General features: G+C 72.4%; 12 protein-coding genes. 5 read left to right on the plus strand and 7 right to left on the minus strand.

Going from position 1 to position 12646, the window contains the following annotated elements; all coding sequences use genetic code 11:
- Window positions 1-137: 137 nt before the first annotated feature.
- Window positions 138-1412, plus strand: a complete 1275-nt coding sequence (locus tag ACQB60_RS23205) for an acyltransferase family protein (RefSeq protein ID WP_496928006.1) — start codon at window positions 138-140, stop codon at window positions 1410-1412.
- A gap of 104 nt (window positions 1413-1516) precedes the next feature.
- Here the strand turns inward: ACQB60_RS23205 and ACQB60_RS23210 are convergent, their stop codons facing one another.
- The 3 genes from ACQB60_RS23210 to ACQB60_RS23220 form a co-directional block, all read right to left on the minus strand.
- A complete protein-coding gene (locus ACQB60_RS23210; protein ID WP_496928007.1) occupies window positions 1517-1981 on the minus strand; it encodes a DUF3592 domain-containing protein in 465 nt (154 codons plus the stop codon).
- A 46-nt stretch (window positions 1982-2027) separates the two neighbouring features.
- Window positions 2028-3629, minus strand: a complete 1602-nt coding sequence (locus ACQB60_RS23215; RefSeq protein ID WP_496928008.1) for an MFS transporter — start codon at window positions 3627-3629, stop codon at window positions 2028-2030.
- 173 nt (window positions 3630-3802) lie between these two features.
- Window positions 3803-4840 (minus strand): NAD(P)/FAD-dependent oxidoreductase, encoded by a 1038-nt coding sequence (locus tag ACQB60_RS23220; RefSeq protein WP_496928009.1) that lies wholly within the window; start codon window positions 4838-4840, stop codon window positions 3803-3805.
- Window positions 4841-4939: 99 nt separating this feature from the next.
- Here ACQB60_RS23220 and ACQB60_RS23225 point away from each other — a divergent pair, with 99 nt between their 5' ends.
- Window positions 4940-5506, plus strand: a complete 567-nt coding sequence (locus tag ACQB60_RS23225; protein WP_496928010.1) for a helix-turn-helix domain-containing protein — start codon at window positions 4940-4942, stop codon at window positions 5504-5506.
- A 79-nt stretch (window positions 5507-5585) separates the two neighbouring features.
- Complete coding sequence (locus tag ACQB60_RS23230; RefSeq protein WP_496928011.1) at window positions 5586-6236, plus strand: M15 family metallopeptidase; 651 nt, start codon at window positions 5586-5588, stop codon at window positions 6234-6236.
- Window positions 6237-6269: 33 nt separating this feature from the next.
- On the opposite strand, the gene ACQB60_RS23235 is transcribed toward ACQB60_RS23230, so the two are convergent.
- From ACQB60_RS23235 to ACQB60_RS23245, 3 genes are all read right to left on the minus strand, one after another.
- Window positions 6270-6620 (minus strand): DUF1036 domain-containing protein, encoded by a 351-nt coding sequence (locus ACQB60_RS23235; protein ID WP_496928253.1) that lies wholly within the window; start codon window positions 6618-6620, stop codon window positions 6270-6272.
- Window positions 6620-6925, minus strand: coding sequence for a hypothetical protein (locus ACQB60_RS23240; protein WP_496928012.1), 306 nt, complete (start codon window positions 6923-6925; stop codon window positions 6620-6622). The genes ACQB60_RS23235 and ACQB60_RS23240 overlap by 1 nt, the downstream gene beginning before the upstream one ends.
- 84 nt (window positions 6926-7009) lie before the next feature.
- Window positions 7010-7900: a class I SAM-dependent methyltransferase gene (locus tag ACQB60_RS23245; protein WP_496928013.1), complete on the minus strand. Its 891-nt coding sequence runs from the start codon at window positions 7898-7900 to the stop codon at window positions 7010-7012.
- Between the two features lie 321 nt (window positions 7901-8221).
- Between ACQB60_RS23245 and ACQB60_RS23250 the strand changes: the two genes are divergently transcribed.
- Entirely contained in the window at window positions 8222-9103 is an 882-nt protein-coding gene (locus tag ACQB60_RS23250) for a hypothetical protein (RefSeq protein WP_496928014.1), read from the plus strand.
- 57 nt (window positions 9104-9160) lie between these two features.
- Here ACQB60_RS23250 and ACQB60_RS23255 read toward each other — a convergent pair whose 3' ends face one another.
- Entirely contained in the window at window positions 9161-9844 is a 684-nt protein-coding gene (locus ACQB60_RS23255; RefSeq protein ID WP_496928015.1) for an alpha/beta fold hydrolase, read from the minus strand.
- Between the two features lie 331 nt (window positions 9845-10175).
- Here ACQB60_RS23255 and ACQB60_RS23260 point away from each other — a divergent pair, with 331 nt between their 5' ends.
- Window positions 10176-12638: a polysaccharide lyase 8 family protein gene (locus tag ACQB60_RS23260; RefSeq protein WP_496928016.1), complete on the plus strand. Its 2463-nt coding sequence runs from the start codon at window positions 10176-10178 to the stop codon at window positions 12636-12638.
- Window positions 12639-12646 lie beyond the last annotated feature (8 nt).

The following is a 12646-nucleotide window of genomic DNA, read 5'->3' on the forward strand; positions in this document are numbered from 1 at the left end:
GCTCTCGCCGCAATCCCGGAACTGTGCCACCGTCATGCCCCTGCTGTTTCGTGCACTTCCCGAACCCAATGACGGCCCAGCCGTCACCGAGTCATGCCCTTTTCGTTTCCCCAACTGATGAACGGGGGTTCATCGTCATGACGAGTTCGATCGCCAAGCCCGTCGTCGCCGAAAGGCCCATGGCCGACACGACGGCAAGACCACAGAGCGGCGCAGCGGTTCTGGTCCGCTCCCAACGGAATTTCGAGCCGGCCATCGACGGCCTGCGCGCGCTCGCGACGTTCATGGTCGTGTTCGCGCACACGGCCCAGTGGACGGGCAGCCTGGTCGACAGCACTGGAAAGGAAGGCCCGTTCGCGCCGGTCATGACCGGCTTCCTCGCGGCCATACCGATCTTTCTGATCGTCAGCGGCTATCTGCTCTACCGGCCCTGGGCCGACGCGGCCCTTGGCGGCCGCAGCCGCCCCAAGGCGACGCACTACTACTGGCATCGCGTGCTGCGCATATTCCCCGCCTACTGGCTGTTCATCCTGACCGCGCTCTTCGTCTTCGACCGCGACGGCATGAGCGACACCTGGCGCACGGTGCGGCTGCTCACCGTGCAGCACGTGCAGCACTGGGCGGACCTGCGCTCCGACCCCGGCGAGCTCAGCAACTGGGCGCAGACCTGGAGCCTGGCCACCGAGGTCCACTTCTATCTGGCCCTGCCCGTCGTGGCGTTCGTCCTGCATCGGATCCTGAAGCTGCGGCACGGGGTGCGCGCCGCCCTCGTCCTGCTCGGCGGCATCGTGGTGGCCGACTTCACCTGGCTGTTCGTGACCACCCCGTCGAGCCCGATCGCCCCGCCCCACCTGTGGTGGCTGCGCGGCTACCTGGGCTTCCTCGCGGCGGGCATGGCCCTGGCCATCCTCGCCGGGCAGGCCGCGACCGGCCGGGCGTCCGGCTTCGCGCGGCTGGTGGGCCGTTACCCGTGGGCCTGCTGGGCGCTCGCCCTGCTCGCCTTCGCCGTGGCCAACACCGACCACGCCGGAAGCATCGCCTCCATCACGCTCACCCAGAGCGAGGTCACCATCAAGTACGTCTGCCATCTGGTGATCGCGGTCGGGCTCGCGGCGCCCCTGATCCTGGCCCGGGGCCGCGGTCCCGAACAGCTCCTGTCCAAGCCGCTGCCGCTCTGGCTCGGACGCCATTCGTGCGGGGTGTTCCTCTGGCACCTGATCGTCCTGCAGGTGGCGGTGCGCCACCTCATGGGCGGTCACTTCGCCCAGCTGGGCACCGGGGCGTACTTCGTCCTGCTGCCGTTCGTGCTCGTGCTGTCCATCGCCGCGGGCTGGGCGTCGTACACGTTCGTCGAGCGGCCCGTGATGCGCCGCTTCCGCATCAAACCGATGGTCGAGGACGCCAAGAAGTGACAACCGCCTGAACCGGGTTCGCATGGGTGGTCTGTGTGCAGGCCACCCATGCGACCTGCATCTTTCTTCCCTCGGCTCGGAAGCCCAGCAACTGCCGCGGGTGCCTAGGAGCTCCGCCGCATCGCCACCGCGACGCCCGTCGCGATCCCCGCGATCACCAGACCGATCCCGCCGAAGATCAGCGGCAGCAGCCACAGCGAGGCGAAGCCGTTGATGCGCGCGTCATCGGGGGAATCGGCGCGGTACAGCACCTCGACCCGGTCCCCCCTCTCGTACGACGGCGGATTGGAGCCCGTCGAGCTGCGGAACGTGCGCAGCCGGCCGTCCGCCGACTCGAACTTCACCACCGGGTACGCCGTGGGCTCGTCGCTGCCCCGGCTCTTGCGTGAGGAACTGCTGTGGCCTGCGCTCCAGTCGAGCGCCACCACGGTGCCCTGGGCACGCTCCGCGCTGCGCAGGAACGAGATCGACACTCCCGCCAGGATCAGCCCGATGACGAGGAACAGCGAGCCGAACGCGATCCCTCCATAAGCGATCCACCGGCCCTTGCCGCGCCTTCGTGTCTGCACCTGCGCCACGTCCCCCTCACTTGTCCGAAGCGAGGGGGACACTATCTCAAAGGCCCTGGTCGCAGACCTCCGCCCCCGGCTGGTCGGCCGCGCGGGCCGGGCGCTTGGGGCCGCGGGTGACGATGTGCAGGAAGAGGGCGCCCATGACGATCACGCCCGCCCACATCGCCTGCTGCCAGCCGTCGACGAACGACTGCTGGGCGGCGTGGACCAGGTCCGGTGCGTGGGGGCCCGCCGTGCGGGAGGCTTCGATGGCGTTGGCGACGCCCTCGCGTGCGGTGTCGGCGCTGTGCCGGGGGACGCCGTCGAGGCGGGTGTCGATGGCACTGCGGTATCCGGCGGACAGGAGTGCGCCGAGCAGCGCGACGCCGAGCGCGGTGCCGAACTCCCGGGTGACGTCGTTCAGGGCCGAGGCCACGCCCTGACGTTCCTGCGGCAGCGCACTGGTGATGGCCTCGGTGGAGGGGGTCATCGCCAGGCCCATGCCGAGGCCCATGGCGAGCATGCCGGGCAGGACGGAGAGGTAGCCGCCGTCGACGGAGACGGTGGCGGCCATCAGGGCGAGACCGGCTCCGGCCAGGGCGATTCCCGTGGCCATCGTCGCCCGGGGGCCGACGCGCCGGGCCAGCTTGGGGGCGAGTCCTGAGGCCAGCATCATCAGGACGGCCATGGGCATGAGGGCCACGGTGGACAGCAGCCCCGACCAGCCCAGGACGGCCTGGAAGAAGGGGAAGAGGACGACGAAGATCCCCGCCTGGACGCCGAAGACGGCCAGCAGCGTGATGGAACCCCCGGCGAGACCGCGCTCGCGGAACAGGCGCACGTCCAGGAGTGCGGCGCCCCGGCGGCGCAGCTCCCAGGCCACGAAGCCGACTCCGGCGACGGCTCCGGCCGCGAGGCTGACGAGCGTGACGGGCGCGGCCCACCCGCGCTCGGGGCCCTCCTGGAGGAAGAAGATCAGCCCGACCACGGCGACGACGGAGGTCAGGGCGCCCACGGTGTCGTACCTGTGCCGGGCGTTCTCACGGGAGTTGGGGACCGAGCGCAGCGCCATGACGAGGGCGACGACGACCAGGACGACGGGCAGCACGAACAGCCAGCGCCAGTTCGCCACGTCGACGAGGGCGGCAGAGAGGAACATGCCCAGGATGCCGCCGCCACCGGCGACTCCGGTCCACACGCCGATCGCCCGGCCGCGCTCCTCCTCGGGGAACGTGGAGGTGATGACGGCGAGGGTGATCGGCATGATCATCGCCGCCCCGACACCGCTCAACAGCCGTGCGGCGATCATGACTTCGGACGACGGGGCGAGTCCCGCGACGGCGCTGGCGACACCGAAGAGGAGCAGCCCGGCGAGGAGCATGGGCTTGCGGCCGAAGCGGTCGCCGACGGCGCCGAGCGGCAGCAGCAGCGCGGCCAGGCTCAGCGTGTAGATGTTGATGATCCACAGGATGGTGCTCTGGGTGGCGCCGAACTCGACGGCCAGGTCGGGCTGGGCGACGTTCAGGCCCGAGACCGAGGCGATGACGGCCATCAGCGCCACGCACACGGCGATCAGGATCGTACGGCGCTGCCGCGCGTCCGACCCGCTCGCGGCGGCGGCACCGGCTGGGCCGGTGGCCGCCTGGGGGGACTGGTTCACGCTCATGGGTTCCTCTCGCCAAGGCATCAAGCCCTCAGCAGGGCAGGGGGGATCGGCGCCGGTCCGGTCGGGAAGGCGGCGCTGGAACGGCGTCGGGACGGGGAAGCGGGACGGGTGAGACGGACTAGACGGACGAGACGGGCCCCGCGGCGCCGGGGGCGCGGCGGGGCCCGGGCGGCTCAGGCGGCGCGGTGCGCTGCGCGGAGAGCGGCGTCGGTGTCGGCCGTGGCGAGGTCGGCGTTCATGTGGGCGCCGGCCAGGGCGCCCGCCGCCGCGGAGGCACCGACCTGGGCCATCAGGTCGGTGGCGTTCCCGGCGACCCACACGCCGGGGATCTCGGTGCTGCCCGCCATGCCGGTGGCGAAGTGGTGGCCCATGCCGCCCGGCAGGTCCTGCGTCGGCAGCTTCAGTTCCTCCAGCCCTTCGGTGCGGGCCTGCATGCGCGTGGCGACCGCGAGGACGCGGCGGGCGACGCGGTTCCCGTCGGCCAGGCGCACGCCCGCGACGGTGCCGTCGGCGGCGGCTTCGACCTCGGTCACCGGGGTGTCGACGACGCGGATGCCGCGTGCGGCGAAGCGTGCCCGGGTGTCCTGGTCCAGTTCGGTGTCGCGGGTGAAGTAGACCAGGTCGTCGGTGAGTTGGCGGAACAGCAGCGCGTGGTGGACCGAGGCCGGGCTCACCGCGAGGACGCCGATGGGTTCGTCCCGCACCTCCCAGCCGTGGCAGTACGGGCAGTGCACCACGCCGTGCCCCCAGTGCTCGGCGAGACCGGGGATGCCGGGCAGCTCGTCGCGCAGTCCGGTCGCCACCAGGAGGCGCCGCGCCCGCACGGTCCGGCCGTCGGCCAGCGCGACGGTGAAGCGCAGGTCGCCGTCGACAGAGGCGGCCGGGGCCGTGGCGGTCACCTGTCCGGACACGACCAGGCCGCCGTAGCGGCGGACCTCCTCGCAGCCCGTGGCCAGGAGCTCGGCGGGCGGCGTGCCGTCCAGGCCGAGCAGGCCGTGCACGCCCTCCGCGGGCGCGTTGCGCGGGGTGCCGCTGTCGATGACGACGACCGAGCGGCGGGAGCGGACCAGCATCAGGGCCCCGTTCAGACCGGCGGCCCCGCCACCGATCACCACGGCGTCCACGGTCTCGTCCGGCAGCGCGTCGGTCGTCTGCGGAGCGGTGGTCGTGCGCGGAGCGCTGGTCGCGTGCGAAGCGGCGGTGACAGCCATGACGTCGTCCCCTTTTTCGTGACTCCGGCGTTCTCGGTGCCGGATCGGTACGGAGCCCACGCTAAGCACTTCTTGCGGCGGGGACATACACTCTTGCCCATGACGCAAGAAGACGGAGACCTGGACGGCCTGGTCCGCAAACGCATCCGCGCGCTCCGCGTCGCCCAGGGCTGGTCCCTCGAGGAGCTCGCGACCCGCGCCAACGTCAGCCAGTCGACCCTGAGCCGCATCGAGAACGGACAGCGGCGCCTGGCCCTGGACCAGCTGGTCACGCTCGCCCGCGCCCTGGACACCACCTTGGACCAGCTGGTCGAGAACGCCACGGACGACGTGATCTCCAGCCCGACCATCGACAGCGCCCACGGACAGATGCGCTGGTCCATCAGGGCCGACCCGGGCATGAGCGTGGTCCGCCAGCGCATCACCGAGCCACCCCCGGACAACCCCTCGCGGCTGCGCGCCCACCCCGGCCGCGAATGGCTCGTCGTCCTGTCCGGCACGGCCATCCTGCTGCTCGGCAACCGGCGCTTCCGGGTCGAGACCAACCAGGCGGCGGAGTTCCCCACCATGCTTCCGCACGCGATCGGCACCGCGGGCGGCCCGTGCGAGATCATGGGCATCTTCGACCGGGACGCCCGGCGGGGACATCAGCGCGGCGAGGAGTGAGCCGCCGAGCCCCTGCCCCCGGGCGACCCCGCCCGTCGCCGGGCCGCCCCGGGCCCGAGAACTCGGCTACGTTGCCCGGATGAACGAGATCATGCTGATGTCCGACCCCAGGGTCGCGGCCGTCCCGGTGCAGGAGTGCGGCGAACGCCTCGTCGACGTGCGGCAGGAGGGCCAACTGCTGGTCGACGTACGGCAGGAGGACGGCACCGGGGACTTCGCGCACCTGCGGGCGGGGGTGCTGGAGCGGCTCCTCAAGGCGCAGGCACAACTGCCGGACGGGCTGCGCCTGTTGTTCGTCGAGGGATACCGGCCGCCCGCGCTCCAGCGACGCTACTTCGAGGAGTACGGGGCGGAGTTGCGGTCCGCGCACCCCGACTGGGACGGCACGCGGGTGCACGCCGCCGCGAGTCGCTATGTGTCACCGCCCGACATCGCGCCGCACAGCGCGGGGGCCGCGGTCGATCTGACGCTGGCCGACGCCGACGGGCGCGAACTCGACCTGGGCACCCCCATGAACGCCAGTCCGGAGGAGAGCTCCGGCACCTGCTACACGGGGGCGCCGGGCGTGAGTGCGGCCGCCCGGCGACACCGCGGGATCCTCGGGGCCGCCCTGGAGACCGCGGGGCTCGTCAACTACCCCACGGAATGGTGGCATTGGTCGTTCGGCGACCGCTACTGGGCACGGCACACGGGCGCCCCCGCCGCGCTCTACGGACCCGTGGAGCGCTGAGCGGCGAGAGGTAAGCAGTGGACGGCGGACGGGCTACCCGGTGAGGTTGAGGGTGAAGTCCTCGTGGTCCCCGACGTCGAAGCCGCGGAAGCCACGGGGGCTGCCGCCCGAGACCGACGGCTTCCAGCACCGGTTGAACGCCTGGTCCGGGACCTGGGTGACGTACTGGCCCGCCCAGACCGGGCCGTTCACGGCCTCGCCGACGAAGAACCACTGGGGACCGTACTTGTTGACGCGGTTGGCGTAGACGAGCGCGCACCGGCCCGGGTCCAGGCCCCACCAGCCCATGATGTGCGGGCCGGTGTCGCCGAGGCAGGTGTCGTCGTAGAAGCCGATGGCGACGTAGACGCGGGCGGAGTAGCGGTTGCAGATGGTCAGGCCCATCACGCGTCGCCCCCGTCCCGCGGATGGTCGGCCCCGCCCTGCGGGCCATCGACTCCGCCCTTCGGCTCATCGGCTCCACTCCGCGGGTCGCCCGCCCCCTCCTGCGGGTCGCCTGACTGCGCGGCTCCCTCGTCCTCCGGGCCGTCGTCGACGATGCCCGGCGAGTACCACGCCTCGCCGTGGCGGCGGCCGGACCTGACCGGGCTGTCCTCGACCGGCCGGCCGACGGGTTTGTCCCCGATCGCTCCCCGTGGCGCCACGTCCCGTTCCGCGGCGCCGGGCTCCGTAGCCTGCGGATCGCCCATCTCGCACCCCCTGTACGGCAGTTGCTGCGCTCCGTGGGTCGGAGAATGGCAGGTGTGGGGCCGTGCGGGAAGCTTTGGGCGGTACTAAACCGGTTTGCGGGCCACCACGAGGCGCCAGTTGGGGCTGCCGTCGGGGCGGCGGCCGAACTCCTCCAGGGGGTGGAGGGCCACCGTGAAGCCCGCCCGCGCCAGGTCCTCGCGCACACCGCCGAGCGGGAACGTCCGGTAGTACATGACGAAGGTCGGGCGCCACAGCAGATTGCGCACGCGCATGGCCGCGTCGAAGCCGAGGAGCGTCCAGTAGAGCGGGTGGCGGCGCAGCGGGGGTGCGCCGACCGGGAAGGCGAAGAGGCCGCCGGGGCGCAGAGCGCGGTGGACTCCGGCGAAGAGGGCGGGCCGTTCGGCGGGCAGGTAGTGGCCGAACGCGCCGAAGCTGACGGCCAGGTCGAAGGCCGGGGCGAAGGGGAGGGCGCGGGCGTCGGCGCGCACCCAGGACATGGCTGGGGCGTACGCGGTGGGCGTCACCGGCCCCTGAGACTCACCGCGGCCCCGCTCACTGTCTGCCGACGCACCGTCTGCCGGTTCGCCGTCTCCCGGTTCGCCGTCTCCCGGTTCCTCGTCTGCCGGTTCACCGTCTGCCGACTCACCGCGTTCCGAATCCCCGCGTACGGGTTCGCCGACCGCCGCCTCACGCGCGGCGGCCAGCATGCCCGCGCTGAAGTCGACGCCGGTGACCCGCTCCCGGCACAGCGGCCGCAGCACCCGCGTGCCCGCGCCCGTGCCGCAGCACACGTCCAGGCCGGAGCCGAACGGGCCGAGCGGGCGCAGGGTTTCCGCGACCGCGTCGAGCATCCGGTCGGGCGTGCGGAACGGAGTGTGGTCGAACTTGGGGGCGAGCAGGTCGTAGCCGTGCTCGATGGAGGAGAGCGCCTGCACGGTGAGCTCGCGGAGCGTGGGTCCCTGGCTGGTGAACACCGGGCCCAGGTTACGCAGTGGGCCGACGCGCCGACTCCGGGACGCGCCCCGGCACACCCCGGCACACCCCAACCCACCCCGTTCCAGCCATCTCCCCCACCCCCGCCCCCGCTCACCCTCCCCCGCCCGTAAGGACGTTGATGTCCCCTGCGCCTGGAAAGGGCCGCTTCAGCCAGGGTTTGTGCGTGGGTGTGGATCCCGGCCGGTCGGGGTGGGGCGGGCTGTCGGGGGTGGGGGGCCTCGGGTAGACGTGCAGCTACCCATCCGCCACCCCTGCGCGCTCCCCCAGCGCACAGACCTGCCCTCCAGGAGGCTCGCCCGATGACCGCAGGCCGGACCGGCACGATGCAGAGCCAGATCGCCAACGCCCCCACAGGGCCCCGACGCGCGCCCGCGTCGGGCAAGACCCGGTTCGACGACATCTACGACCAGCCCGACCCGCGCGCGTACTTCCGCAGGCTCGCCCCGTTCCAGTACGAGATCCCGCACCACGGACAGCGGGTCTTCCGGCGCGACCGTGCCGAGCGCGGCGCGCTGCCGGGGGCCACCGGTCCCGTCACCGTGCTCGACCTCTGCTGCTCGTACGGGATCAACGCGGCACTCCTCAACCACCGGGTGACCCTCGCCGAGCTCTTCGCGCACTACACCAGCCCCGCGGCGCTCGCCCTGTCGCGGGCCCAACTGGTCGACCGCGACAGGGAGTTCTACGCCGCGCGGCGGCTGCCCGACGCCACCCCCGCCATCGGGCTCGACACCGCACCGAACGCGCTGCGCTACGCCCTGGACGTGGGGCTGCTCGACGCCGCGTACGCCGAGAACCTGGAACACCACCCGCCCAGCGACGAGTTGCGCGACGCGGTCGCCGAGACCGGACTCATCACCGTCACCGGCGGCATCGGCTACATCTCCCACCGCACGTTCGACGCCCTGCTGCGCTGCGCCCGCGAACCGCTCTGGGTCAGCGCCTTCGTGCTGCGCACCGTCCCGTACGAGGAGGTCGCCGCCTGCCTGGACGGCCACGGCCTGACGACCCGGACCGACCGTCGACGCACCTATCCCCAGCGGCTGTTCACCAGCATGGCCGAGCAGCGCGGCGCCGTCGAACAGGTGCTGCTCGCGGGCGAGGACCCGGCCGGGCTCGAGGCCGAAGGCCGGTACCACACACGGCTGTATCAGTCGCGGCCGCGCGGGGCGGCGGGCTGACGCCCCCGCCACACTGCTGCAGCGCCAAGGCCGCCGTCGCCCCGACCGGCGCGCCGCTCAGCTGCTGAAGAACCGGCTCACCACCTGCGCGAACCCCTCCGGCCGCCGCGCGTGCACCAAGTGCCCCACCGGCACCGTGATCGCACGGCAGTCGGGGATCGCGGACGTCAGGTCGGGGATGCGGTCCTGGGGCATGGTGCTCTCGGGGCCGCCCGCCACGTACAGGGTGGGGGCGACGATCTCGCCGAGGCGGGCCGCCCACTCGGGGTCGGGCTCGCTGAGCTGGCCCTTGATCGCGGGGACCACCGGCCAGTCGAAGGAGAGCGGGCCCTCGGGGCGGACCGCCGGGCGCGGGGCGCGCGGCCAGGGCGGGGGCGCCTCCTCCAGGACCAGGCGCTCCACCCTGTCGGGGTGCTCCTCGGCGAGCAGGTACCCGACGACGCCGCCCATGGAGTGGCCGACCAACCCCACGCGGTCCAGGCCCAGTTCGTCGAGGAAGCCGAGCACGTCGTCGCGCATGAGCTCGAAGGTGTACTCCCCCGGCCAGTCGCTCTCCCCGTGTCCGCGCAGGTCGAGCGCGAAGACCCGCCACTCCTCGCCGAGCAGCTCGCCGACGCGCTCCCAGTCGGCCGCGGACTCGCCGAGCGCGTGCAGCAGCACGACCGGCGCGCCGTCGTCGTCGCCCCACGTCCGGTAGGCGAGCCGCACGTCGCCGACGTCCACCACTGATTGATCGTCCATGGCCCCGACCGTACCCGGCGGCGACGGTCGTGCCTGCCATCGAGGCCGAGTGGGGCGCAGCCCGGGGGCGGCCACCGCCACAGCCGCCGCCATCGACATCGCCATCACCGCCAGAACCGCAACCGTCACCTCCGCCTCCGCCTCCGCCTCCGCCTCCGCCACTGGATCACACCAATTCTGTTGGGGCCATTGAGCGTTGAAGTGACCCCATGCTAGAAAGCGCTTGCCGTCCCGGCCGGCCGGACGCTACAGACGCACACCAGGCGATACCCCTCCCTCACTGATCACTCCCCCTCCCCCTCACTGATCACCGCAGAAAGGGATCTCCCTCATGCGTAAACGCCATCCCTGGTCCCGCCGCGCCTTCCTCCTGACCTCCGGCGGCAGCGCCGCCGCGCTCGCCGCCACCGGGCTGCTGCTCTCCGGGGAGGCCCCGGCCGTCGCACAGGAGGCGCCGGAGGCCGAGGACCCGTATGCCGCCCTCCGGGCGACCTGGCGCACCCTCATACTCGGCGAGGGATTCAGCCCCACCGCCGAGCCCTTCAAGAGCCGCCTCGCCGAACTCGGCTCGCTGGCAGAGGAGTTGCGCGCGTCCATGGCTCCGGCCGAGGGCTCGCTGTGGCCCGATGCCCCGTACCACGACCCGGAACCGGACACCGACCAGGAGTCGTACGGCTACTCGGCCAACATGGTCACCGGCTACACCCGGCTGCTCACGCTGGCGCAGGCGTACGCGCAGCCCGGCACGGGGCTCACCGGTGACGCCGGGGTCAAGGCCGATGTCCTCGCCGGGCTCGATCACCTCCACACGCAGATCTACAACGAGAAGCAGGCCCGGTTCGGGAACTGGTGGAGCTGGCAGATCGGCGCCCCGCAGGCCCTGCTCGACCTGTGTGTGCTGATGTACGACGCGCTGTCCGCCGAGCAGATCGCCGCCTACTGCGCGGCCGTCGACCACTTCGTGCCGGACTCCGCGGTCGGCAGCTACACCGGTACCAGTACCGGGGCGAACCGCGTGGACCTGTGCCGGGTGCTGGCGCTGCGCGGCGTCGTCGGGGGCAAGGCTGCGAAGATCGCCCTGGCGCGTGACGCCCTGTCGCCCGTCTTCCCGTATGTGAGCAGCGGCGACGGGCTGTACGTCGACGGCTCGTTCATCCAGCACACCACCGTCCCCTACACCGGCTCCTACGGCTCGGTGCTGCTCGGTGGGCTCGGCATGCTCTTCGCGCTGCTCGCCGGCTCCGAGTGGGAGGTGAAGGACCCGAAGAAGCAGATCGTCTTCGACGCGGTCGAGAAGGCGTGGGCGCCCTTCCTCTTCAACGGGCTCATCATGGACGGCGTCGCGGGGCGGGCCATCAGCCGGGGGCTCGCCGTCGCCGACGTGAAGAAGATCCAGGCCGACGACCACCGGCGCGGCCATCCGATCCTGGCCGCCATCGCCCTCCTCGGCCAGGGCGCCTCGGACGCCGAGAACGCGCGCTGGCGGGGCCTGGTGAAGGGCTGGATGCGGCGCGACCACTACAGCCCGCCGATGCAGGACCTCTCGCTCGGGCTGACGAGTCTCGCCCGTCTCAAGGCCGTCGAGGACGACGCGTCCGTGGCCGCCGTTCCGGAGCCGACCGGGCACCGGCTGTTCCCGAGCATGGCGCGGGCCACGCACCGCCGCCCCGGCTGGGCGGCCGCGATCAGCATGGCGGACCGGCGCATCACGTACTACGAGACCGGCAACGGCGAGAATCTGCGCGGATGGCACACCGGCAACGGGATGCTCTACTGGTGGGGCGACACGTTCGCCAACGGGCAGTACAGCGATGCTTTCTGGCCCACCGTCGACCCGTACCGGCTGCCCGGCACCACCACCTCCCGCAAGGTCCTCGCGGACGGGGCGGGCGGCGACTGGGGCGTGGCCCTGCCGGACGTGGAGTGGGTCGGCGGCAGCACGGACGGGAAGCGGGCAGCGCTCGGCCAGCACCTGAAGGGCCTGCAGTCGACGCTGTCGGCGCGCAAGTCGTGGTTCTGCCTCGACGACGAGATCGTCTGTCTCGGCGCGGGCATCAGTTCCGCGGACGGGGCGGCCGTCGAGTCGGTCGTCGACAACCGCAACCTCGGGTCCACGGGCACCGCGCCGTTCACCGTCGACGGCGCCGCCAAGCCCGTCGACGCCCCCTGGTCCGCGACGCTCCCCGACGCCCGGTGGGCGCACCTCGACGGCCACGGCGGCTATGTCTTCCCCGGTGGCGCCACCGTGCGGGCGCTGCGCGAGCAGCGCACCGGCGCCTGGCGCGACATCAACAAGGGCGGCACGACGACCGAGCTGACCCGCGCCTACCTCACGATGTACGTCGACCACGGCAGTGACCCGAAGGAGGCCGGCTACGCGTATGTGCTGCTGCCGGGCGCGAGCGCGGCGCGGACGGCGGCCCGTGCGGCGGCGGGGCGCGGACGCCTGCGGATCCTCGCCAACTCAGCCGGGCAGCAGGGCATTTGGGTGCCGCCGATCGGTCTCACCGGGGTCAACTTCTGGGCGGGCGGCACCGTCGGAGCCCTCACCGCGGACGCGCCCTGCTCGGTCCTGGTCACCGAGCGGTCCGACGGCACGGCCACGCTCTGCGTCAGCGACCCCACGCGTGCGCGCAACGGGCTCACGCTCACGTGGCGGCGACCGGTCCGGGCGGTGACCTCGGCGCCGGACACCGTCACGGCATCGCAGACCGGATCGTCCCTGAAACTCACCTTCGGCGATCTGAGCGCCGCTGCGGGCGGCACCCAGAAGATCACTGTCCGGCTCGGCTGACACGGGAG

Origin of the sequence: Streptomyces odontotermitis, from assembly GCF_050510915.1 — a bacterium.
GTDB lineage: Bacteria > Actinomycetota > Actinomycetes > Streptomycetales > Streptomycetaceae > Streptomyces.